The organism is Nitratireductor sp. ATLC21, assembly GCF_057196525.1.
Map to the genome: position 1 here is coordinate 593232 of NZ_JBXUOU010000002.1, position 22569 is coordinate 615800.

General features: G+C 60.5%; 17 protein-coding genes. 9 read left to right on the forward strand and 8 right to left on the reverse strand.

Annotated features, from left to right (window positions below; translation table 11 throughout):
* The first annotated feature begins 16 nt into the window (after nucleotides 1–16).
* Both AC2CHD_RS10385 and AC2CHD_RS10390 read left to right on the forward strand, forming a co-directional pair.
* Complete coding sequence (locus AC2CHD_RS10385; RefSeq protein ID WP_229447907.1) at nucleotides 17–766, forward strand: SDR family oxidoreductase; 750 nt, start codon at nucleotides 17–19, stop codon at nucleotides 764–766.
* A 127-nt stretch (nucleotides 767–893) separates the two neighbouring features.
* On the forward strand, nucleotides 894–2666 hold the full coding sequence (locus tag AC2CHD_RS10390) for an SLC13 family permease (RefSeq protein ID WP_484553610.1): 1773 nt from the start codon (nucleotides 894–896) through the stop codon (nucleotides 2664–2666).
* 169 nt (nucleotides 2667–2835) lie between these two features.
* On the opposite strand, the gene AC2CHD_RS10395 is transcribed toward AC2CHD_RS10390, so the two are convergent.
* The 5 genes from AC2CHD_RS10395 to aceA all read right to left on the reverse strand — a co-directional run bounded on the left by AC2CHD_RS10395 (nucleotide 2836) and on the right by aceA (nucleotide 7953).
* The gene (locus AC2CHD_RS10395; RefSeq protein WP_484553611.1) at nucleotides 2836–4122 is read right to left on the reverse strand and encodes an NAD(P)/FAD-dependent oxidoreductase; all 1287 of its coding nucleotides are present in this window, start codon (nucleotides 4120–4122) and stop codon (nucleotides 2836–2838) included.
* An 11-nt stretch (nucleotides 4123–4133) separates the two neighbouring features.
* On the reverse strand, nucleotides 4134–5567 hold the full coding sequence (locus AC2CHD_RS10400; protein ID WP_229447905.1) for a glutamine synthetase family protein: 1434 nt from the start codon (nucleotides 5565–5567) through the stop codon (nucleotides 4134–4136).
* A gap of 71 nt (nucleotides 5568–5638) precedes the next feature.
* A complete protein-coding gene (locus AC2CHD_RS10405; RefSeq protein WP_484553612.1) occupies nucleotides 5639–6097 on the reverse strand; it encodes a response regulator in 459 nt (152 codons plus the stop codon).
* 284 nt (nucleotides 6098–6381) lie between these two features.
* A complete protein-coding gene (locus tag AC2CHD_RS10410) occupies nucleotides 6382–6627 on the reverse strand; it encodes an SMc00767 family acetate metabolism repressor (RefSeq protein ID WP_223019696.1) in 246 nt (81 codons plus the stop codon).
* A gap of 36 nt (nucleotides 6628–6663) precedes the next feature.
* Nucleotides 6664–7953, reverse strand: a complete 1290-nt coding sequence (gene aceA / locus AC2CHD_RS10415) for an isocitrate lyase (RefSeq protein ID WP_484553613.1) — start codon at nucleotides 7951–7953, stop codon at nucleotides 6664–6666.
* Between the two features lie 278 nt (nucleotides 7954–8231).
* Between aceA and AC2CHD_RS10420 the strand changes: the two genes are divergently transcribed.
* Nucleotides 8232–9677: a helix-turn-helix domain-containing protein gene (locus AC2CHD_RS10420; RefSeq protein ID WP_484553614.1), complete on the forward strand. Its 1446-nt coding sequence runs from the start codon at nucleotides 8232–8234 to the stop codon at nucleotides 9675–9677.
* A gap of 5 nt (nucleotides 9678–9682) precedes the next feature.
* Here the strand turns inward: AC2CHD_RS10420 and AC2CHD_RS10425 are convergent, their stop codons facing one another.
* The gene (locus tag AC2CHD_RS10425) at nucleotides 9683–10660 is read right to left on the reverse strand and encodes an NADPH:quinone reductase (RefSeq protein ID WP_484553615.1); all 978 of its coding nucleotides are present in this window, start codon (nucleotides 10658–10660) and stop codon (nucleotides 9683–9685) included.
* 109 nt (nucleotides 10661–10769) lie between these two features.
* Here AC2CHD_RS10425 and AC2CHD_RS10430 point away from each other — a divergent pair, with 109 nt between their 5' ends.
* The 5 genes from AC2CHD_RS10430 (at nucleotide 10770) to AC2CHD_RS10450 (ending at nucleotide 16362) form a co-directional block, all read left to right on the forward strand.
* Nucleotides 10770–12236 carry a glutamine synthetase family protein gene (locus AC2CHD_RS10430; protein ID WP_484553616.1) on the forward strand — a complete coding sequence of 489 codons (1467 nt, stop codon included), beginning with the start codon at nucleotides 10770–10772 and terminating at the stop codon, nucleotides 12234–12236.
* A gap of 119 nt (nucleotides 12237–12355) precedes the next feature.
* On the forward strand, nucleotides 12356–13453 hold the full coding sequence (locus AC2CHD_RS10435) for a polyamine ABC transporter substrate-binding protein (RefSeq protein ID WP_484553617.1): 1098 nt from the start codon (nucleotides 12356–12358) through the stop codon (nucleotides 13451–13453).
* A 24-nt stretch (nucleotides 13454–13477) separates the two neighbouring features.
* On the forward strand, nucleotides 13478–14617 hold the full coding sequence (locus tag AC2CHD_RS10440) for an ABC transporter ATP-binding protein (protein ID WP_484553618.1): 1140 nt from the start codon (nucleotides 13478–13480) through the stop codon (nucleotides 14615–14617).
* A 6-nt stretch (nucleotides 14618–14623) separates the two neighbouring features.
* The gene (locus AC2CHD_RS10445; protein ID WP_484553619.1) at nucleotides 14624–15535 is read left to right on the forward strand and encodes an ABC transporter permease subunit; all 912 of its coding nucleotides are present in this window, start codon (nucleotides 14624–14626) and stop codon (nucleotides 15533–15535) included.
* A gap of 2 nt (nucleotides 15536–15537) precedes the next feature.
* On the forward strand, nucleotides 15538–16362 hold the full coding sequence (locus tag AC2CHD_RS10450; protein ID WP_223019704.1) for an ABC transporter permease: 825 nt from the start codon (nucleotides 15538–15540) through the stop codon (nucleotides 16360–16362).
* 19 nt (nucleotides 16363–16381) lie between these two features.
* Here the strand turns inward: AC2CHD_RS10450 and AC2CHD_RS10455 are convergent, their stop codons facing one another.
* The gene (locus tag AC2CHD_RS10455; RefSeq protein WP_484553620.1) at nucleotides 16382–18229 is read right to left on the reverse strand and encodes an AsmA family protein; all 1848 of its coding nucleotides are present in this window, start codon (nucleotides 18227–18229) and stop codon (nucleotides 16382–16384) included.
* 305 nt (nucleotides 18230–18534) lie between these two features.
* On the opposite strand from AC2CHD_RS10455, the gene AC2CHD_RS10460 reads away from it, so the two are divergent.
* Complete coding sequence (locus AC2CHD_RS10460; RefSeq protein WP_484553621.1) at nucleotides 18535–20493, forward strand: acetoacetate--CoA ligase; 1959 nt, start codon at nucleotides 18535–18537, stop codon at nucleotides 20491–20493.
* 301 nt (nucleotides 20494–20794) lie between these two features.
* Here AC2CHD_RS10460 and AC2CHD_RS10465 read toward each other — a convergent pair whose 3' ends face one another.
* Nucleotides 20795–22492: an ABC transporter permease gene (locus AC2CHD_RS10465; RefSeq protein WP_484553622.1), complete on the reverse strand. Its 1698-nt coding sequence runs from the start codon at nucleotides 22490–22492 to the stop codon at nucleotides 20795–20797.
* Between the last annotated feature and the right edge of the window lie 77 nt (nucleotides 22493–22569).

The window sequence follows — 22569 nt, forward strand, 5'->3', positions numbered from 1 at the left end:
GACAGGAAATTTTGAAATGGCACGACTTGAAGGCAAGGTCGCCGTGATCACCGGCGCGGCGTCCGGTTTTGGCGCAGGAATGGCAAAGCGTTTCGCCGAGGAAGGCGCGAAGGTCATCGTCGCCGATCTGAACGCGAAGGGTGCGGAAAAGATCGCCGGCGAGATTGGCGAGGCTGCGCTGCCCGTCACTGCCGATGTTTCCATGAAGGCCGATGTGGACGCGATGGTGGATGCTGCCATGCAGGCCCATGGCCGGCTCGACATCATGGTCAACAATGCAGGCTATACGCATCGCAATGGCCCCATGCTCGAGGTCGATGAGGAAACCTTCGATCTCATCACCGCCGTCAACATGAAGGCGATCTATCACGCAGCCCAGGCCGTGGTGCCGATCATGGACAAGCAGGGCGGCGGCTCCATCATCACCACCGCATCGACAGCCGGCCTGCGCCCGCGTCCGGGTCTTACCTGGTATAATGCCTCGAAGGGCTGGGCGATCACCGCGACCAAGTCGATGGCGGTGGAACTCGCTCCGCAGAACATCCGCGTGAACTGCCTTTGCCCGGTGGCGGGCGAAACCGGCATGCTCGATCAGTTCATGGGCGAGGACACGCCGGAGAAGCGCGCACAGTTCCGCGCATCCATTCCGCTCGGCCGGCTTTCCACACCGCTCGACATTGCCAATGCGGCCCTGTGGCTTGCTTCCGATGAAGCGGAATTCATCACCGGTGTTGCACTGGAAGTGGATGGCGGGCGCTGCATCTGAACATGCGGGCTTGAAAAGGGATTCCGCAAACTGGGGAACCAGATCTCTCATGCGGAATTCCTTATTGTCGGTTCATTTAACCGGGCGCGATTGAGACAATCGGCGTCCGCAGGCAGGGGGCACATGCATGACCTATGAGCAGATCTTTCTTTTCAGTCTGCTGGGCGTCGTCTTTGCTTTCCTTGTCTGGGGTCGCATTCGCTATGATCTGGTGGCCTTCGCGGCGCTGATCATCGCGGTGGTGGCGGGTGTTGTGGATGCGCATGACGCATTCATGGGCTTCGGCCACGAGGCTGTGGTCATCATCGCTCTGGTGCTGATCGTCTCACGCGCCATGATGAACGCGGGCGCGGTGGAATTGATCGCACGTTTCGTGCTCTCGTCGGGACGTTCCCTTTCCACGCATATCGGCTTCATGTCGGTGATTGGCGCGGGGCTTTCGGCCGTCATCAACAATGTGGCCGCGCTGGTCATGCTGATGACCCTCGACATCGAGGCGGCAAAGAAGGCCAAGCGCCCCGTCTCGCAATCGCTGATGCCGCTATCCTTTGCGACGATCCTGGGCGGCATGATCACTCTGATCGGCACGCCGCCCAACATCGTCATTGCCGAGTTTCGCGGGCGGGCGCTGGGCGAATCCTTCTCCATGTTCGATTTTTCACCGGTGGGGCTGGTGTGCGCCATTGTCGGCATCGCGTTCGTGACAACGGTCGGGTGGCGGCTGATCCCCGATACTGGACAGGCGGCGGCTGTCGGTGAAGATGGTGCGGCGGGCCTGTTCGTTGCGGAAGCGGGTGTAAAGGAAAAGTCCGGTTTCATCGGCAAGGCCGTCAGCGAACTCTACCCGCTTGCCGATGAGCACGATGTGACCGTTCTCGGCCTTGTGCGGCGCGGCAAGCGCCTGCCGGGATTTGCCGCCGGCGAGGAATTGCGCAAGAGCGATCACGTCATTCTCGAAGGCGATCCGAAATCCATTGAAGCTTTTATCGGCGCTGCTGACCTCGATGCACCGGGTTCCGAAGAACACGGTGGCATTCGCGGCAAGTCTCTGGTGCTGGTGGAAGCCATCGTTCCCGACAACGCCCATATGGTGGGACGCACCGCGAACGATCTGCGGCTGCTTTATCGCCGCGGCGTGACGCTACTGGGTGTCTCGCGTCAGGGGCGCAGATTTCGCGAGCGGGTGCGAAAGCTCGTCATCAAGCCGGGTGACGTGGTGCTTCTTCTGGGTCCCGAAAGCCGGGTGAACGATGCAGCCGACTGGCTGGGCGTGCTGCCGCTCGCTGAAAAGAGCCACACGGTGATCCAGCGCGGCAAGGCGCTGTTTGCCGTTGGTGTTTTTGCGGCTGCGGTGGCGCTTTCCGTGATGGGCCTGATGCCGCTTGCCGTGGCGCTTGCCGGGGCAGTCGCCATCTATGCGCTGTTCAACGTGGTCGGCGCGCGCGAAGTTTATGAATCCGTCGAATGGCCGGTGATCGTGCTTCTGGCATCGCTCATTCCGCTTGGGCTGGCGCTCGAGGATTCCGGTGGCACCAAGCTGATTGCCGATTCCATTCTTTCGCTCACGGGCGCTCTGCCCGCCTGGGCGATCCTTGCGATCCTGATGATCGTGACGATGACGCTTTCGGATTTTTTGAACAATGTGGCGACGGCGCTGATCGCCGCCCCGGTGGGGCTTTCCATCGCCAAGGGGCTCGACGTTTCGCCTGATCCTTTCCTGATGGGTGTCGCCGTGGCCGCATCCTGCGCGTTCCTCACGCCCATCGGACACAAGAACAACACGATCATCATGGGGCCGGGCGGTTATCGCTTCGGCGATTACTGGCGCATGGGGCTTCCGCTGGAAATCCTAATCATCGCGGTTTCGGTGCCCGCGATCCTGTTCTTCTGGCCGCTGTAGATCGGGCAACAGCGCTGCGCGTGGTGCGTGGTTCGACAAGCTCACCATGAGGGATGTGGGTGCTTGCAAGAAAGACGTGCTGCGCGATGCTATTAGCAGGTCTCTACCCTCCCTCATGGTGAGAGCTTGTCGAACCACGCACAGCATCAATGCAACGGGAGTTTCGAGCCTAAAGCCGATCGCGCAGGGCGTACCAGTTGAGGGCCAGGAACATCAGGATCGGGCGCAGGCGCCCACCTCCCGGAAAGGGCGGTATCTTCAGCTCTTCGAAAAGGTGGAGCCGATCACGGTTTCCGCACACGGTTTCGGCATAAAGCCTGCCCACAAAGTTCGACAGCATGACGCCATGGCCCGAATAGCCGCCGGCGGAAATCACATTCGGCATGACCTCACGCACATAGGGTTTTCTGGGCATGGTTATGCCCACATAACCACCCCATGCGTGGGTGAGCTCCACATCGCTCAAGGCCGGGTAGAGCTCTGCGATCTGGCGGCGGATGTGCTGGTGGATCGCCTTGTCTTCGCCGGGCGCATAGATTTCACGCCCGCCGAAGAGCAGGCGCCCGTCGGCAGAGCGCCGGAAATAGCGCACCACAAAACGGGAATCATCCACCGCCTCGCCTCCCGGAAGGACCGGGCTGTCGTCGCCGAGCGGTGGCGTGGCGCCGATGAAGGAGCCGATCGGCATGACATGGGCCGCGCTCTTCGGTTCCAGGTCGCCGCCATAGGCATTGGTGGCGATGAGGCATTTTTCAGCGGTTATTGTGCCGGTGGGCGTCACAATGCGCACACCGCCAGCATCTGAAGCGATCTTCGTGGCGGGAGTGTTTTCAAAGAGCTTTGCGCCAGCCTCCGCTGCCACGCGTGCGGTGCCAACCACCAGTTTGAGTGGATGGATATGGCCGGTGCCGGTGTCGCGAATGCCCCCGAAATAGCGTGTTGAGCCGAGGCGTTGGGCGGTCTGGGCCTCGTCCATATAGGTGATATGGGGATAGCCGAAGCGGTCGCGCATAATGTCCGCGTGTCGGCGGTATTCGTCCAGATAACGCTTCTTGTGAACCACCGAAAGCTGGCCGGGCCGATAGTCGATCTCGATGGCGTTGGCGGCGGCGAAATCGAGCAGATGGGCCTTGGCCTCTTCAGCGAGGTCGAACAGGGCTTTTGCGCGGGTAAAGCCAAGCTCGGCTTCCAGTTCCTCGGCCCAGGCGCGCTGGCCGGTGCCGAGTTGCCCGCCATTGCGGCCTGATGCACCGTCACCGAAACGGTGCGCCTCGATCAGAGCAACGTTGACGCCTGCCTTTGCGAGATGCGCAGCCGCGGAAAGGCCGGTGAACCCGCCGCCGATGACGGCGACATCGACACGACTGTCGCCATCAAGGGCTGGATATTCTGGACGGGTGCCAACGGTCGCTTCATACCAGGAGAGGCCGGGTGAAACGGGCGACTGGTAGGGCATGGGTCCTGACCCTAAACGTTGAGCAGCAGGTATTCGCGCTCCCACGGGCTGATGACCTGCATGAAGGTCTCGAATTCTGCCCGCTTGATCGCCGCGAAGGTGGAGACGAAGGGCGCGCCAAGCATTTCTTTCAGGCTCTCGTCATCCTCAAACAGGGCGACAGCTTCCAGAAGGCCCCGCGGCAGTTCGATTTCATCCTGGTTGACGGCGGTCCCGGCGGGTGCATCGGGCCTGTTCTTCTCCAGAATGCCGATAAGGCCACAGGCGAGCGAGGCCGCCAGCGCCAGATAGGGGTTGGCATCGGAGGAGGGAATGCGGTTTTCCACGCGCCGCGCGGCGGGATCGGAGCGCGGCACACGGAACGCCGTGGTGCGGTTGTCATAGCCCCAGCGTGTGTTGACGGGAACCGCCGTGCCCTGGGTGAGGCGGCGATACGAGTTCACATAGGGCGCCAGCATGATGAGGGCGTTGGGAATGTGCCTTTGCAGCCCGCCGATGAAGTGGCGGAACGTGTCAGTCTCCTCGCCCTTCTCATCGGAAAAGACGTTCTGGCCGGTTTTAAGCGACACCACCGACTGGTGAATGTGCATCGCCGAACCCGGCTGGTTCTGGATCGGCTTGGCCATGAAGGTCGCGTAGGTATCGTGTTTCAGCGCTGCCTCGCGGATCGTGCGCTTGAACATGAACACCTGATCGGCAAGCTCGATCGGATCGCCATGGCGCAGGTTGATCTCGAGCTGGCCGGCGCCCTCTTCGTGGATCAGCGTGTCGATCTCGAGACCCTGGCCCTCGGAGAAATGGTAGATGTCGTCGATCAGCTCGTCGAACTCGTTGACGCCGGCAATGGAATAACCCTGACCGCCACCGATGGGACGACCGGAGCGCCCGACAGGCGGAGTGAGCGGATAGTCCGGATCGGGGTTCTTGTGAACCAGATAGAATTCGATTTCGGGCGCGACGATGGGCTTCAGGCCGTGTTTCGCATATTCGGCCACCACGCGTTTCAACACATTGCGCGGGCTGAACGCAACATCGCGCCCATCCTGGTGCACGAGATCACAGATCACCTGAGCGGTCGGATCGGTCTCCCACGGGACCGAAGAGAGCGTGGAGAGATCCGGCAGGAGCTTCAGGTCACCATCGTCTTCCGGATAGACGAAATCGCCGCTGTTCTCGGGATACTCGCCGGAAATCGTCGTCATGAACACGGCCGAGGGCAGCGCCAGCGACGTGTTCGACGTGAATTTCTTGGAGGGCATCATCTTGCCGCGGGCAACACCGGCCTGATCGGGTGTGATGCACTCAATGTCCTCGATGCCGCGCCATTCCAGCCAGGCCGTGGCCTGCTTCCAGTCCTTCACACCGCGAAGGTTTTTCAGAAATGCGGGCGCGCGTACGGATTCACCTCGACCGGCGCGGCGGGCTAGCTTCTTCCTGTCAGGCATCAATCACCAGGGATTATTGTTTGGATGCCGGAGTATAGACTTGGGTCTGAAGGAAAGGAAAGAGCCGAGTCTCAAGGCCGGACAGCGGTCAACAGGCGTTGAATAACCGGTTGCAGTGCCTCTGGTGTTACCGGTCGGACCACCTGCGCGTCCACATGGTCAGCCTGAGGAGCCGTACCGAAGCGGGAAGGGATGATGGTGATGACAAAAGGAAGCCGCTGCGGCGAGGCGCTTCTATGCTGCTCCAGATGGAGGAACAGCGTGTCCGAGGGCTGCACCTGTGCATCGATATCCACGATCACGAGACCCGGACGGGATAGCGGCGATGAAGATGACAATATGCGGCGCGCTTCCGCCGGCTCCATAGCCTGAACCTTCAGATAGGCGCGTTGAGCAATCCTCGAAAGAACGATCCGATTGACCGGAGAAGCCGCAACCACCAGAGCCTGCGTGGGGTCGGCAACGCAGACTCTGGCTGCCGCGCCTTCCGTGTCGGCTGAAAGCCTGCCGATTGCGTCTTTCTCTATCATCTGACGTTCGCCATCAACTGGAATGCGGGCTTCAATGCCCAGTTGAATTGTTCAAGAAATCATTATTACTGTAGTTGAGAAGTCAAGTTACAATTCCGTCAGAATCAACATGTTCTTGGCTTGGTGTGTTTAGCGGTGCCGCCTTCCGCCTCTGCGCCGAAATCTAAATCAAAGTTGAATCATTCTATTTTTTGATCATGCTGCGGGGTTGCTCCCACGTGAAATAAAAACGCCCGCGCGGGAGACCGTGCGCGGGCGTTCGACTGGAGGTCGTCAGGCTGGTGTCAGGAGCCGGCCAGACGATTGGTGACGATGACCGGCACCAAGAGGTCGCCCCAGTTTCCCTCACCGCCATGGTGGCGTGCTGAGCGGACCAGTTCCACGGACACACCGGAATCGACCGCTTTCATGACCGCCTGATTAAGCCTGTGCAGATCGTTTGCCACCATGCGGATCAGAGCCTGTTGGTCGGACGACATGGCGCTTGCCTGTTCCTCTGCTCGTTCCTTGACGCGGGTGTTCGGTGTCATTTCCGTTCTCCTTTCCTGGCCCTTTCGGCCATTGGGTTATTCCGCTGCCGGGCGGAATTGGGCAGTTTCGGTGGATTCCTTCATGGCGGTGGTCGAAGACTGGCCGCCGGTGATGGCCATGGACACGGCGTCGAAATAGCCGGTGCCGACCTCGCGCTGGTGCTTGGTGGCAGTGTAGCCATTGGCTTCGGCTGCAAACTCGGCCTCCTGCAACTCCGAATAGGCTGCCATCTGCCGCTCCTTGTAGCCGCGCGCCAGCTCGAACATGCCAAAATTGAGCTGATGGAAGCCGGCCAGCGTGATGAACTGGAACTTGTAGCCCATGGCGCCAAGCTCGCGCTGGAACTTGGCGATGGTGGCGTCGTCCAGGTTCTTCTTCCAGTTGAAAGATGGCGAGCAGTTGTAGGCGAGCAGCTTGCCCGGATAAGCCTTGTGAACGCCCTCGGCGAATTTGCGCGCCTGCTCCAGATCCGGCTTCGATGTTTCGCACCAGATCAGGTCCGTGTGCGGCGCATAGGCGACGGCGCGGGCGATGCAGGCGTCGAGCCCGTTCTTCACGCGGTAGAAGCCCTCGACCGTGCGGCCTGCCTCATAATCGACGAAGGGCTGGTCGCGCTCATCGATATCGGAGGTGAGCAGCTTGGCGGCCTCGGCATCGGTGCGGGCAATAACCAGGCTCGGCACACCCATGACGTCGGCTGCAAGACGCGCGGCATCCAGATTGCGGATGTGCTGGGCCGTCGGGATCAGAACCTTGCCACCCAGATGGCCGCACTTCTTTTCAGAGGCAAGCTGGTCTTCGAAGTGAACGCCTGCTGCACCCGCCTCGATATAGGCTTTCATCAGCTCGAAGGCGTTGAGCGGGCCGCCGAAGCCGGCTTCCGCGTCGGCCACGATGGGTGCGAACCAGGTGTCGACCGACAGGCCCTTGCCTTCCGCCGTCTCGATCTGGTCGGCGCGCTGCAGCGTGCGGTTGATGCGCTTGGCGAGCTCGGGACCGGCATTGGCCGGGTAGAGAGACTGATCCGGATACATGGCCGAAGCGGTGTTGGCGTCGGCGGCAACCTGCCAGCCGGAGAGATAGATCGCCTTCAGGCCGGCACGGACCATCTGCATGGCCTGATTGCCGGAGAGCGCGCCGAGTGCGTTCACGAAGTCCTCTTCGTGGATCAGCTTCCAGAGGCGCTTTGCGCCCTCCTCGGCCAGTGTATGGCGGATTGAAACAGAGCCGCGAAGACGCTGCACGTCCTGCGGCGTGTAGGGTCGCTCGATGCCATCGAAGCGGCCTTCCGCTGCGCCGGGAACAAGGTTGTAAAAATCCGTCATGATTGCCTCCGTACGGAATCTGTTTCGCTGACGGAGCATTCTGGCGGTTTGCCTTTGCGCTCCGATTTCGTTACAGGATTTACATTGCGGCGCAGCGAAAGCGGAGAGAAAACCGGATTTTTGCCGAAATTTTCGTGTCAGCATGTCTGGAATTTGACAGAGTGGACATGTAAATTTGTAAATTGTGTAAGGACGGGTTTGTGCGACAGTTTTGTAAAGTCGTGTAAAGCGGAACGGCCGCGTGTCGCCGGGGGCGCCGAGAACAACGGGATTCCATCATGGCCAACCAGAAGATATTCGTCGGGCCGCGCATCAGGCGCATTCGCACAGCCAAGGGGCTGACCCAGACGGCGATGGCCGAAGGGCTGGGCATTTCGCCGTCCTATCTGAATCTGATCGAACGCAACCAGCGGCCGCTCACCGTTTCGCTCATTCTGAAGCTCGCCTCTGTCTATAAGGTCGATCCGGATGAGCTGCAGGGCGAGGCGGGTTTATCGCTCGCGGCGCTGCGAGAGGTGTTTTCCGATCCGCTTCTTGCGGGTGAACTGCCCGGTGAGCAGGAACTGGTGGATGTGGCCGAGGCCGCGCCCAATGCCGCGGCAGCGCTCGTAAAACTCTACCGCGCCTATCGCGAACAGGCGGATCGCATGTCGGACCTGTCGGAGTTGCTTGCGCGGGAAGGGCGCACCACCGCCATTTCCGCAACGCGTCTGCCGATTGACGAGGTGCGCGAGACATTCGAGCGGCATGCAAACCATTTTGCCTCTCTCGAAGAAGAGGCGGAAAGCTTCCACAAGCTGATCGGTCCGGGCGACGATCTTTCCGGAGCCATCAGGGGCTGGCTGAAACAGGAGCACGGCATCGTGGTGCGCCTGCTTCCCGTGGCGACGATGCCGAACTGGCGCCGGCGCTACGACCGCCATTCACAGCGCCTTTTCATTTCCGAACGGCTTTCGCCGGCCGATCAGTTGCGCGAGATCGCCATGGAGGCGTGCCTGCTGCGTATGTCAGTCGCGATCGCCGCGGAAATCGAGGCGCTGAAGCTCTCAAGCAACGAGGCCCGCAGGCTCGCGCGGTTTGAACTCGGGCGCTATGCGGCACACGCGCTGATGATGCCCTATCAGGCATTCCTGTCGGCGGCAGAGCGCGCGCGATACGATGCGGATGTGCTGAAATCGCGTTTCGGTGTGTCATTCGAGCAGGCGACGAACCGGCTGACGACGCTCGCCCGGCCGGGCGCTTCGGGTGTACCCTTCTTCATGCTTGAGGTCGACCATGCGGGCAATCGCTTCCGCAAGGCTGGCGCCCAGGGGTTTCCACAGGCACGTTTTGGAGGGGGCTGCCCCAAGCTTGCAATCCATGCCGCCTTTGCGCAGCCCGGTCAGGTGCTGGTGGAAGCTGTCGAAATGCCCGATGGCGCCGAGTTTCTCACGATCGCACGTACGCTGGAGGGGCCGCAGGGCGCCTTTGCCGAGCGTCCGCGCCGTACCGCAATCTTGCTGGGGTGCGATCTGGGCTTCCGGGAAAGCGTGGTCTATGGGGATGCGCTCCCCGGGGCTCCAGGCAAGGCGGGCGCTGCACCCACCCACGCTCTGGCCCCGGTGGGCCCGGCCTGCCGTCTGTGCGAACGTGCAGGCTGCCTCGCCCGTGCCGAGCCGCCCGTGACGCGGCCCCTGGGGCTTGACGAAATGGTGACGGGTTTGAGCGCCTTCGATTTTCAATGACGCGGTCAGGTGATATCCAGCACCACATTCCCGACAACGTCGCCGCGTTCTACAGCTTCATGCGCCTTGACGATATCGCGCAGGGCGAAGCGCTCGCCGATCGAATGCTTGAGCGCGTTCTTCTCAAGCATGGCGGTGAGTTGGCCGATCGCGGTCTCTCGCTCCCGGGCAAGCAGTTCATAGACCACAAAAACCTGGAGTGTCAGACTGTTCCACAACAATGTGGGAAATGAAACGGGTATGTCGCCTGCCAGGCTGGAACCATAGCAGACGATCTTGCCGTGGGGCGCCAGCGCGCCATTCGAGATGATTGCGGTGGTGGAATAGAGGTCCATATCAATGAGACCGTCCACACCCTTGCCGGAGGTGAGGCCTTTCACCGTGGCGGCCACGTCTTTGGCCTTGTAATCGATCACGAAATCCGCCCCCGCAGCGCGGGCATGGGCGGCGCGGCTGGGCGAGGCGGTCGCAATAACCCGGGCGCCGCGGGCTTTGGCAATCTGCGTGGCATAATGCCCGACAGAAGAGCCGGCGCCAGTGACCAGAATTGTCTTGCCGCCCACGGTCTCGAAGAGATTGACGGCATGCATGGCTGTCAATGCGGGAATGCCGAAACATGCTCCCGTCGCGTAATCGACATTCGCCGGCAGGGGAACGGCCTGCGCTTCCGGCAACACGATCGCCTCGGCAGCGGTGCCGAAGGGACGTCGCCACTGGCCGTTCCACACCCAGACACGCTGGCCGACACGGCCATGATCCACGCCGGGCCCGACAGCGTCTATCTCGCCGGCGCCATCGCTGTGCGGAATGATACGCTCGGCATTCAGAGGCCGGCCGCGTCGCGCCTTTACATCGGACGGGTTGACGCCCGAGGCAACAAGCCGGATTCGCACTTCGCCAGGTCCGGGCACGGGAAGGGGCATGTCGCCCAGTTCCAGAACATCCCGCGCGGTGCCGTTGCGCTCATACCATGCTGCTCTCACTTCTTACTCCCGCACCGATCGCCGCCACAGCGCCAGCCGCTCCAGCCATTGACAAGGTTTGAAAATCCGGCGCAGGCTTTGTCATCCGCAATCATGAAACAGGCCAATCTTGAACCGCCCCGAAACGAATATCGATACAGACGTTAAGCCCAGTCCTGCCGTTTCGCCAGAAGTCGGCGAGGAAATTTCAACAGAAGCTGATCCTGCCTGTGGAGATTTCATCTCCGCCGACCACGAGGCCGAATACCGCGCTTTTGTTGAACAGCATCCAGACCTGGAGGCGGTCGAGTTTCTCATTGTCGATCCCAACGGAATCATTCGCGGGAAATGGGCGCCCGGCGACAGCCTCAAAAAGGCGTTTCAGGAAGGTGTGAACTTTCCCATGTCGCTGCACGGCCTGGATGTATGGGGCCGCGAGGTCGAGGAAACGGGGCTGCACATCGAAACCGGCGACAAGGACGGCTATTGCCGGGCAACGCGTGGCTCGCTTGCGATCGTCCCATGGGCCAGACGCAAGACGGCGCAGGTTCTGCTCCAGACCTTCACGCCGGAGGGTGAACCCTTCATGGCGGATTCACGCCAGGTGCTGAAGCACAAGGTGGCGGAAGCAAATGCAAAGGGTTTCTTTCCGGTCGCCGCGTTTGAGCTGGAATTCTACCTGCTCGACCCTGACAAGCCGGATGCCGCCGGTATGCCGGCACCGCTTGGCGCGGGTGAAGGTCCGGACCGGCTGCGCATGTACGGGCTCGACGATCTGGCCGAGAACGCGGCACTTTTCGACATGATCCGCGATGCTGCGGATGCCCAGAACCTGCCCATAGACACGATTATCAAGGAGGCAGCACCCGGCCAGTTCGAGGTCAATCTGAAACATCGGGCAGACCCTTTGCGGGCGGCGGATGATGTCATCCTTCTGCGTCGCATCGTGATGGGCTGTGCGCGTGAGCACGGGCTGACCGCCACCTTCATGGCCAAGCCTTTCATCGACTATGCGGGCAATGGAATGCATGTGCATACATCGATGCTCGATGCAGACGGGCAAAACGTGTTTGCCGGCGAGACGGGCCGCGAACGATTACTGTCAGCGGTGGCCGGTCTGATCGACACGATGCCAGAATCGCTCATTCTCTACATCAATACCTGGAACGGGTTCCGACGCATCACGCCCGGGTCCTATGCGCCCACCCACGCAGTGTGGGCGGAAAACAACCGCTCTGTGGCACTGCGAATCCCCGTGTCGACCGAGGAGAACCGCCGCGTGGAGCATCGGATATCAGGTGCGGACGCCAATCCCTATCTCGTCATGGCGGCGATCATCCAGGGCATGATCGAGGGCATCGAAGCGGGCGCGCAGCCGCCGCCACCGGTGGAAGGCAGTGCCTATGACGAAAGGGCGGATATCGGGAGAGAACTGCCCGACGACATGGATGACGCGCTGCAACTTGCTTCAAGAAGCCGTTTCATCGATCGGGCTCTCGGACCGCTTCTGGCGAAAGTCTATCGCGATTTGAAACGCGCTGAAATCGTCGCCTTCTGGAGTGAGATCACACCGTTGGAGCGCACGACTTATCTTTGAGCGCGAACAGAAATTTGCCGCTTGTCGCATCCCTGAAACGACAATAGGGTTGATGAAAACATGCGGGTGTCGGCGGCGATTTGTGTGCCGGCAAAAACAGTCCCTTGGGGAGAATTTCCATGCTGCGTAAAACCCTTCTAGCCTCCTGCGTTTCCCTTGCTGCGCTCTCGATTTCGGTGGCGGCGAATGCACAGGATCGCGTCGTCAACGTCTACAACTGGTCGGACTATATTGATGACTCCATCCTTGAGGATTTCACCGAGGAAACGGGCATCAAGGTCGTCTATGACGTCTACGATTCCAACGAGATCCTGGAAACCAAGCTGCTCGCGGGCGGCTCGGGCTATGACGTGGTGGTGCCGTCGGGCGAATTTCTCGGCCGGCAGATCAGCGCAGGCGTTTTCCAGAAGCTCGACAAGGACAAGCTCCCCAATCTGTCCAACATGTGGGACATGATCAACGACCGCGTGGCGGTCTACGATCCCAGCAACGAATATTCGATCAACTATATGTGGGGCACGACAGGCGTCGGCTACAATGTCGGCAAGGCTGAGGAAATCCTCGGCACCTCCAAGGTTGATACCTGGGATGTGATGTTCACGCCGGAACTGGCCGCGAAATTCAAGGATTGTGGCATCTACATGCTGGATTCAGCCAGCGAGGTCGTGCGCTCGGCACTCATCTATCTGGGTCTTGATCCGAATGCACCCTCTGCGGATGATCTGGCAAAGGCGGAAGAACTGCTTCTTTCGGTGCGTCCTTACGTGCGCAAATTCCACTCCTCCGAATACATCAACGGTCTTGCCAATGGCGACATCTGCCTGGCGCTCGGCTATTCGGGTGACATTTTCCAGGCGCGCGACCGTGCGGCGGAAGCCGATCAGGGCGTAACCGTCGGCTATGCGATCCCCAAGGAGGGCGCTCTTCTCTGGTTCGATCAGATGGCCATCCCGGCTGATGCAAAGAATGTCGAGGAAGCGCATGAATTCCTCAACTACATCATGCGTCCGGATGTGATCGCCAAGGCGTCCAACTATGTCGTTTATGCCAATGGCAACAAGGCGGCCCAGGCGGAGATGGACGAAGAAGTGGTCGGCGACCCGGCTGTCTATCCCGACGAGGCGACCGTGGAGAAACTGCAGGCGCCGCTCCCCTATGACATGCGCACACAGCGCCAGGTGACGCGTATGTGGACCAAGGTGGTGACCGGCCAGTAGGTCGTTTCAGGGCAGGGGACGCCGATGAAATCGCTCGGCAGCACACGTCGCAGCTTCGCCCCCTGGGCCGATCCCCAGGCGAAGCCGTATATCTCGTTTGAGAATGTCACCAAGAGGTTCGGTGACTTCACGGCGGTCGATGACCTGTCCCTCAATGTCTATGAGCGCGAGTTCTTCGCGCTCCTGGGCGCTTCGGGCTGTGGCAAGACCACGCTGCTGCGCATGCTGGCGGGCTTCGAGCAGCCCACTTCCGGTCGCATTTTCCTCGACGGGCAGGATCTGTCGGGCATCCCTCCGCACAAGCGGCCGGTCAACATGATGTTCCAGTCCTACGCGCTTTTCCCGCACATGTCGGTGGAAAAGAACATCGCCTTCGGCCTGAAGCAGGACCGGATGCCGGCCGACGAGATCGCTGACCGCGTCGCTGCCATGCTGAAGCTGGTGAAGCTCGAACCGTTCGCCAAGCGCAAGCCGCACCAGCTATCGGGCGGCCAGCGTCAGCGTGTGGCGCTCGCCCGCTCACTTGCCAAAAGGCCGAAGCTCTTATTGCTGGACGAGCCGCTGGGTGCACTCGACAAGAAACTGCGTGAAGAGACCCAATTCGAGCTGGTCGATCTGCAATATGATCTCGGCCTCACCTTCATGGTTGTCACCCACGATCAGGAAGAGGCCATGACCATGGCCGACCGCATCGCCGTGATGGATCGGGGCAAGGTCATCCAGGTGGCCACCCCGGCTGAAATCTACGAGGCGCCGAACTCGCGTTTCGTTGCCGATTTCGTCGGCTCCATCAATATGTTCGAGGGAACTGTGACGGCTGCCGACAGCGAGATGGCCCGCATTGCGGACGCATCCGGCTTTGAACTTTCGGTGCTCAATGGCGCCGGCGCGCAGAAGGGCGCGAATGTGTGGTTCGCCGTCCGTCCCGAGAAGGTAGACATATCCCGCAATCGCCCGGAGAGCGCGATCAACGCGGTTGAGGGAGAGGTCTGGGACATCGCCTATCTGGGCGACATGACCATTCACCATGTGAAGCTCGATGACGGTCGCATTGTAAAGACCAGCAGCATCAATCGCCGCCGCGCCGCAGACGATGTGCTCACATGGCATGATCGCGCCTGGATCTCTTTTCCGGCGGATGCCGGCGTCGTGCTGACGCGGTAGCTGACGATGGCGCGTTTCATCTCAGCAGTGGCTGCCCGTTTCGTTATCGCTCTGCCTTATTTGTGGCTGCTTGTCTTTTTCCTTGCGCCGTTTCTGATCGTCTTCAAGATTTCCCTTTCGGAACCGGCGCTTTCCATGCCGCCCTATCAACCGGTTTTCGATCTCTTTGCAGGATTTCCGGCGCTTTTTGAGAAACTGGGCGCGCTCTCGTTCGGCAATTATCTGTGGCTGTTCGATGACCCGCTCTATGTGAATGCTTATCTGTCTAGCATCTGGATTGCCAGCGTTTCCACGTTGATCACACTGGCCGTGGGCTATCCCATCGCCTATGGCATGGCGCGTGCACCGGCCTCCATCAGGCCGACGCTGCTCATGCTGGTGATCCTGCCTTTCTGGACCAGCTTCCTGATCCGCGTCTATGCCTGGATCGGCATCCTGAAGCCGGAGGGGCTGCTCAACCAGTTCCTGATGTTCCTGGGGGTGATCGACGAGCCGCTCGTCATCCTCAACACCACGACCGCCATCTATATCGGCATTGTCTATTCCTATTTGCCCTTCATGGTTCTGCCGCTCTATTCGACGCTGGAAAAGATGGACGGGTCTCTGATCGAGGCCGCGCGCGATCTCGGCTGTCCGCCCATGGCCGCGTTCTGGAAAGTGACCTTTCCCATGTCGTTGCCTGGTGTGGTGGCCGGTTGCATGCTGGTGTTCATTCCGGCGGTGGGCGAATTCGTCATTCCCGATCTGCTCGGCGGATCGCAGACCCTGATGATCGGCAAGACACTCTGGACCGAGTTCTTCAACAATCGCGACTGGCCGGTATCCTCCGCCGTAGCGGTGATCCTGCTTTTGATCCTGATCGTGCCCATCATGCTTTTCCAGCGTTCACAGGCGCGCTCACGCGAGGCGGGGAATTAGCCATGGCCGGAAGCTGGGGACGTTTCAACATCGTGTCGCTCGTGCTGGGCTTTGCCTTTCTGTACCTGCCGATCCTTCTTCTGGTGATCTATTCGTTCAACGAGTCGCGTCTCGTCACGGTGTGGGCCGGCTTCTCGACAAAGTGGTATGTGGAGCTTTTCTCCAATCGTGGCCTGATGGACGCCGCCTGGGTGACGGCACGGGTCGCCTTCCTTTCGGCAACGGTGGCAACCGTGCTCGGCACGATGGCGGCCATCGCTCTGACACGCTACACGCGCTTTCGCGGACGGCTTTTGTTTTCCGGAATGGTGTTTGCGCCGCTCGTCATGCCGGAAGTCATCACCGGCCTTTCGCTGCTGCTTCTCTTTGTGGCGATCAATTTCGATCGTGGGTTTTTCACCGTCACCATCGCGCACATCACCTTTTCCATGTGTTTTGTGGCCGTGGTGGTTCAGTCCCGCCTCATGAGCTTTGACCAGTCGCTTGAAGAGGCTGCGCTCGATCTCGGCGCGACGCCGGTGAAGGCGTTTTTCCAGGTGACGCTTCCGGTGATTTTGCCGGCGGTGATTTCAGGGTGGATGCTGGCTTTCACTCTGTCACTGGATGATCTCGTGATTGCAAGCTTCACCTCAGGTCCCGGTGCGACGACGCTGCCCATGAAGATTTACAGCCAGGTACGGCTCGGTGTGACACCGGAAATCAATGCGGTCTGTACCATTTTGATCGGGATTGTGGCGCTGGGCGTCATTGCCGCATCGATCGTCACCAAACGGCAGGAAGTTCAGCGGCGCCGCGACGAGCAGGCGGCCATAAGAGTGGCAGCCTGAGCCAGACGCTGGACCCCGGCTATTCGATCAGAAACGGCGCGATAAAGGGCGCATTCCAGGACCCGCCGACGAAGAAGGTTTCGCGCGGTCCCTGATCCTGACTGTCTTCCTCTGCGGCAGTCTCCCCGCTGGCCGGTGTTTGCGGCGGCATGATGCTGCCGGAAAGGGCAATGCCCCGGCCAGCAAACGGGACCAGCCCGCCAATTGTGATCTTTTCTCCGGTGCTCAGGCGCGCTTCCGCAGTATCGATCCACGCAATGCCACCTGCCAGTGTGGCCTTCAGATCCGCGCCCTCGATGGGGAGTTCGCCATCGGCAATGTCCTGCAAGGGGAAAAAGCTGCCCTTGTCATTGTGCTCCCGAAAGGTCTCGAGATTGAGGCCGACAATGCTGCCCTTGCCGAAGCTGGCCGAGATGGAACCATCTGATGTTTCCAGGATCTGGTTCAGCGTTTCGCCATGTCCTTTCAGGAACACCGAGAACGAGCCTTTGGCTCTCGGCATGAAGGCGGTGAAATGGAGCTTCTCTCCCATCAGCCCGCCATCGATGTTCTCGGCTGCAATGCGAAGTTCGGCGTGATCACGGCCCTCCACATTGTCGAGACGGACACCGAGTTGAAGCATGCCTCCAAAAGCCGTGGCATCGGAAATATCGAGGCTCACGAGCCCGTCACGAACCTGCGCGGTTGCGGCCACATCGGTCATCGACACGGAACCGGCTGATGCTTCCGTGGCCGAGAGGCGGAGGTCGAAGTTGAGATCGTGCGCCCAAGAAGCCGCTACTGCCTGCGCCGGCGTGTCGGGCTCGGGCGCAAGGGTTTTCAAAAGTGCGCCAAGATCAAGAGCGTTGAAGGCAAGAGTGCCGGAAATGGTCGGGCGTGGATCATTGAAAGCCACGTCGAAGACACCGGTTGCGCTGCTGTCTCCGAGGCTGAACGCCGTGGCCTCGAATTTGACGCGCTTGGCGTCGCCTATGACGGTGCTCCGGAGCTTCGCGGCCTTGATCGTGCTGCCGGGCCAGTCCTCAAGCAATGTCCATTCCAGCACACGCTGAAGGGAGGGGGCTGAGCTTTCCAGAGTGCCATTGATGAAGGCATTGTCGACGAGATCGGCTTCACCTTTGAACGACAGCGTCAATGGGGCGCTTTTCAGCGAGAGTGAAAGAGCTGTCTTCCCCCCCGCGAGCAGAAAGAGCGGCTCGTCGGTCGAGGCATCGATAGAGAGGCTTTCGCCATGCCATATGCCTTTGGCCGACAGGGTGGCCGCGCGGTTGAGGGCGGGCCAATTGAAGGTCCCCGTGAGACCGCTGAGAAAGGGCGGTTTGTTGGCCCCGTTGAGCGCGATGACCCGGCCATCCTCGACTTCGACGGTTGCGAAACTGTCGCTTGGCAATGCACTTTTGTCAGGCGCTGCCGGATCCGCCGCAAGCAGTTCGCGTGCCGCCTCGACCGATTGGGCGAGCTTGCCCCAATTGGGTATGGTCGGAACGCGCATCACACCGTCGGTGTCATCCAGCCGCAGCACTGGCCTCACCAGCCGGATCTTGGTGAACACGACCTTGCCGCGCAGGGCTGCGAGTGCGGAAAGGTCGATTTCGACACGCTCCGCTTCCATGACCGGCGCGCCATCGGCGTTCCAGTCGGACAGGACGACATCATTCAGCACTGCGCTGAAGGAAGGCCAGACGCGGATTTGGGGGGCATCGTCCAGCCGAATGCGATATCCGCTCCAGGCGCTGAGCTGCTGGGCCACACTGTCGCGCACAATCTGGGTGGACGCCAGAATAGGCAGACAAACGACCACCAGCGCCGCAACCACGGCGGCGATCAACAGAGCCCAAATGCTTTTCTTCATTGCCGACGAGGGCATGGAACCTCATCCTCGGCGTTCCGCCCGGCAGCTTTGGGGCCAGAGTGAACGCGGTCAACTTGATGGCCGGAAATGCCACAACACAGCTATGCCGGCAAACCGACTTCACAGCTCCTTACGGGTTTAAACATGACGTATGGCATTTCAAGGACTTGTCGCGTAGCGGGAGGGTATTGCACCGCTTTCTGCAGCGTCCTGGCGGGTTTGATGCACGATAGGGGAATTGTTTCTCAAGAGACCATTGCCGTTGCGAGGCGGAAATGCATAAGAAGAGCAGACGCCTGGAGGGCAGTGAGGAGGAAAGAATGAAGGCATCGGAGCCACTTTGGACACCATCTCAGGATCGGAAGACCGAAGCGCCGATCTCGGCTTTCGCCGGGCGGGCAGAGAAGGTGGCTGGCCGTAGCCTACCCGATTATAATGCGCTCCATGCTTGGTCGATAGAAGACCGTGAAGCGTTCTGGTCTCTTGTCTGGGACTTTTGCGATGTCATCGGCGACAAGGGTGCGCGCATTCTGGAAAATGGCGACCAAATGCCGGGCGCTTCCTTCTTTCCCGATGCGAGGCTGAACTTTGCCGAGAACCTTCTGCGAAGGTCTGGCAACGATGATGCGGTGGTTTTCCGGGGCGAAGACAAGGTAGAGCGAAGGCTCTCCTGGAATGCCCTGCGTGCGCAGGTGTCGCGCCTGCAGCAGCTCTTCCGTGACCGGGGCTTGAAAGCCGGTGACCGGGTAGCGGCGATGATGCCGAACATGCCCGAAGCGCTCGCGGCGATGCTCGCTGCGACGTCGCTTGGTGCCGTCTGGTCGTCCTGTTCGCCCGATTTTGGCGTTCAAGGTGTTCTCGACCGGTTCGGACAGATTGAGCCGACAATTTTCATTGCGCCGGACGGGTACTGGTATGGTGGCAAGTCTTTCGACGTTACAGAAAAGGTAGCTGCTGTCCTCGACAAACTGCCGAGCGTGAAACTGGCCTTGATCGTCGACTATCTAGGACATGCGGAAGAATCCGCTGCAAAGCTGGGCAAGGCTGAGGCCTATGGCAAGGCTGTGGAGCGCTATGAGGCAAGGGAGCCAACCTTCGAGCGTCTCCCATTTTCGCACCCGCTTTACATCCTGTTTTCCTCTGGCACGACCGGCATCCCGAAATGCATCGTGCATTCGGCGGGCGGCACGCTGCTTCAACATGTAAAGGAGCACCGTCTCCACGCTGGGCTCAAGCCCGGCGACCGCTTGTTCTATTTCACCACCTGCGGCTGGATGATGTGGAACTGGCTGATGAGCGGGCTGGCTTCCGAGGCCACGCTGCTGCTTTATGACGGCTCTCCCTTCCATCCCAATGGCAACGTGCTGTTCGATTATGCCGACGCTGAGGGGATGACCTATTTCGGCACGTCTGCCAAGTTCATCGATGCGCTACGCAAGGCCGGTCTGAAGCCGATGCAGACCCATGATCTTTCGACGGTGGAGACAATATCGTCGACCGGCTCGCCGCTAGCGCCGGAGAATTTCGCCTTCGTATATGAGGGGATCAAGAAAGACATCCATCTCGCCTCGATCTCAGGCGGAACGGACATTGTCTCCTGCTTTGTGCTCGGTGTTCCCACCTTGCCGGTCTGGGTCGGCGAGATCCAGGCGGCCGGGCTCGGCATGGCGGTCGAAGTGTGGGACGATGAAGGGCGTCCGCTTGAGAAGGGAAAGGGCGAACTCGTCTGTACCCGCGCCTTCCCGGCAATGCCGATCGGATTCTGGAACGATCCGGAAGGCGAAAAATATCATGCGGCTTATTTCGACCGGTTCGACAATGTGTGGTGCCACGGCGATTTCGCTGAATGGACGGAGCATGGCGGCATCGTCATCCATGGCCGTTCCGACGCAACGCTGAACCCTGGCGGCGTGCGCATCGGCACGGCGGAAATCTACAACCAGGTGGAACAACTGCCGGAAATCCTGGAGGCGATCTGCATCGGACAGGAGTGGGAAGACGATGTGCGTGTCGTTCTTTTTGTGCGGCTTTCTGATGGCGTAGCACTTGACGAGGCGCTGGAGAAAACGATCCGCACCAAGATCAGGACAGGAGCAAGCCCGCGTCACGTGCCCGCGCGCATTGTTGCCGTGGCGGACATCCCGCGCACGAAATCCGGCAAGATCACCGAACTTGCCGTGCGCGACATCGTTCATGGCCGCGCGGTGAAAAACAGGGAAGCGCTTGCCAACCCCGAGGCGCTGGATCTATTCCGCGACCTTCCCGAGCTTCGCGCCTGAGGCCGGGTCGGCATGGTAAACAAATGATGAAGCTGAAATTTACCGAGACTTCACAAGTGGTACGGTTCGGTAAATTTCTCCGCGATCCGGTAAGGTTCTGTTAAGGGTTTGCCCGCGATAGTGTCGGCTAACTTGACGAGCCGGACACAGGTTCCGACTGTTCATTCAGATGTTCGCCAAGCCCCGTTTTTGACAGCATTCAAGATCCTTCAGGCGCCCTTTCCGGGCGCTTTTTTTTTGCCCGGATTCTTGTGCGCCGATGCGGTGCATCAACGGGGCGAACCAGTGTCTCGATTGGATGTCAGGTGTTGTGGTCGCGCATGAGTGGGCGCGACAGAAGGATCACCGGCACGATGGCCGTCGCGATGATGAGGAGCGCGGCCACGGCGCCATCCTCCACCACGCCGCGGGACGCGTTTTCATAAACATGCGTGGCGAGCGTGCGGAAGCCGAATGGGCGCAGGAGAATGGTCGCTGAAAGTTCCTTCACCGTGTCCACGAAGACGAGGATGGCCGCCGTCAGGATGGCGGGCTTCAGAAGCGGCAGGAGAATGGTCAGGGCGCTCTGGTTTGCCGTCTTGCCGAGGCTGCGGGCGGCCTGATCCAGATTGGGAGGCAGTTTTTCCAGACCCGAGCGGACCGCGCTTTCAGCAAGTGCGAGAAAGCGGATCGTGCAGGCAATGACGATCGAGGCTGCCGTACCTGTCAGGAGAAGCCCGGTCGAAAAACCACCATAGTTGCGCGCAGCGTTGTCGACTGTGTTGTCGATGGCGGCGAGGGAGAGAAGCAGGCCGAGGCCGAGGATCGTGCCGGGCAGGGCATATCCGATTGAGGCAAGCCGCACGAGCGCCATGGTGTAGGGTGAGCGCGAGAGACGCATGGCATTGAGAAGCAGCAGCGCGATGACGACGGTCGCGATCGCGGTGATGCTGGCCACCGTCACGCTGGTCAGAAACGCCTGCAGAACCTGCGGATCTGCAAACTGGTAGAGCCGCTTCGAGACGTAGCGACCGAAGACGAAAAGCGGAACGCCGAAGCCTGACAGGATGGGCAGGATGAGAGCACCGGTTGCGAGAATGCCTTTGAAACCTCTGAGCGGCAGACGAGGCGGGCGCACGTGCATCTGGGTGCCGCGGGCGCTGTGAAAGCGCTGTTTGCGGCGCGCCCATTGCTCGGCTGTCAGAAGCAGGAACACGATCACCAGCATCACGGAAGCGATCTGTGCCGCCCCTTCGAGGCTCCCGCGATTGAGCCAGGTGGAATAGACCGACAGGGTGAGCGTGCGAACGCCGAGATATTCCACCGCGCCGATGTCGTTAAGCGTTTCCATCATCACCAGCGCCAGGCCTGCGACAATGGCCGGGCGGGCGACGGGCAGAAGAATGCGGAAGAAGACACGCGCCGGCCGCGCTCCCAGCGTGCGCGCCACATCGGCGATGTTGCGCCCCTGCATGAGAAAGACGACGCGGGCCGTGAGATAGACATAGGGGAAGGTGACGGACGTCACCACGAGGGCGGCGCCCCAGGTGGAGCGGATGTCGGGAAACCAGTAGTCGCGCGCGCTTTCGAAACCGAAGACGGCACGGAACGCGGTTTGCAAGGGGCCGACATAGTGGAAGAATTCGCCAAAGGCATAGGCGGCCAGATAGGTGGGCACGGCGAGCGGCAGCACCAGAGCCCATGAGAGGAACCGGCGCAGCGGAAACTCGTAGCCGACCACCAGCCAGGCCGATCCGACACCGATGACGGCCGTGCCCATGGCGACAAGTCCGAGCAGCGCGAGTGTCGTTCCGAGCGACTGCGGCAGCACGTAGCGCAACAGATGCGGCCAGGCTTCGCCCGTGCCGGAGAGAGCAACGAACAGGATCGTGGCGATGGGAAGAAGGACCGTCAGCGCGATTATGAGACTGCCAAGCCGCGCGGCACCGTGGCGCTCTCCCCGAACGCGGGGAAAGCGGTGTTCACGAAGAGGTGCTGTCGGCGCTGGCTGGAGGGTCATGACCACAGGTGCGATATGATTGCGGGTGTCCCCGCAAATGCAAAAAGCCGGGCCCCGCGAAGGACCCGGCTTTTACA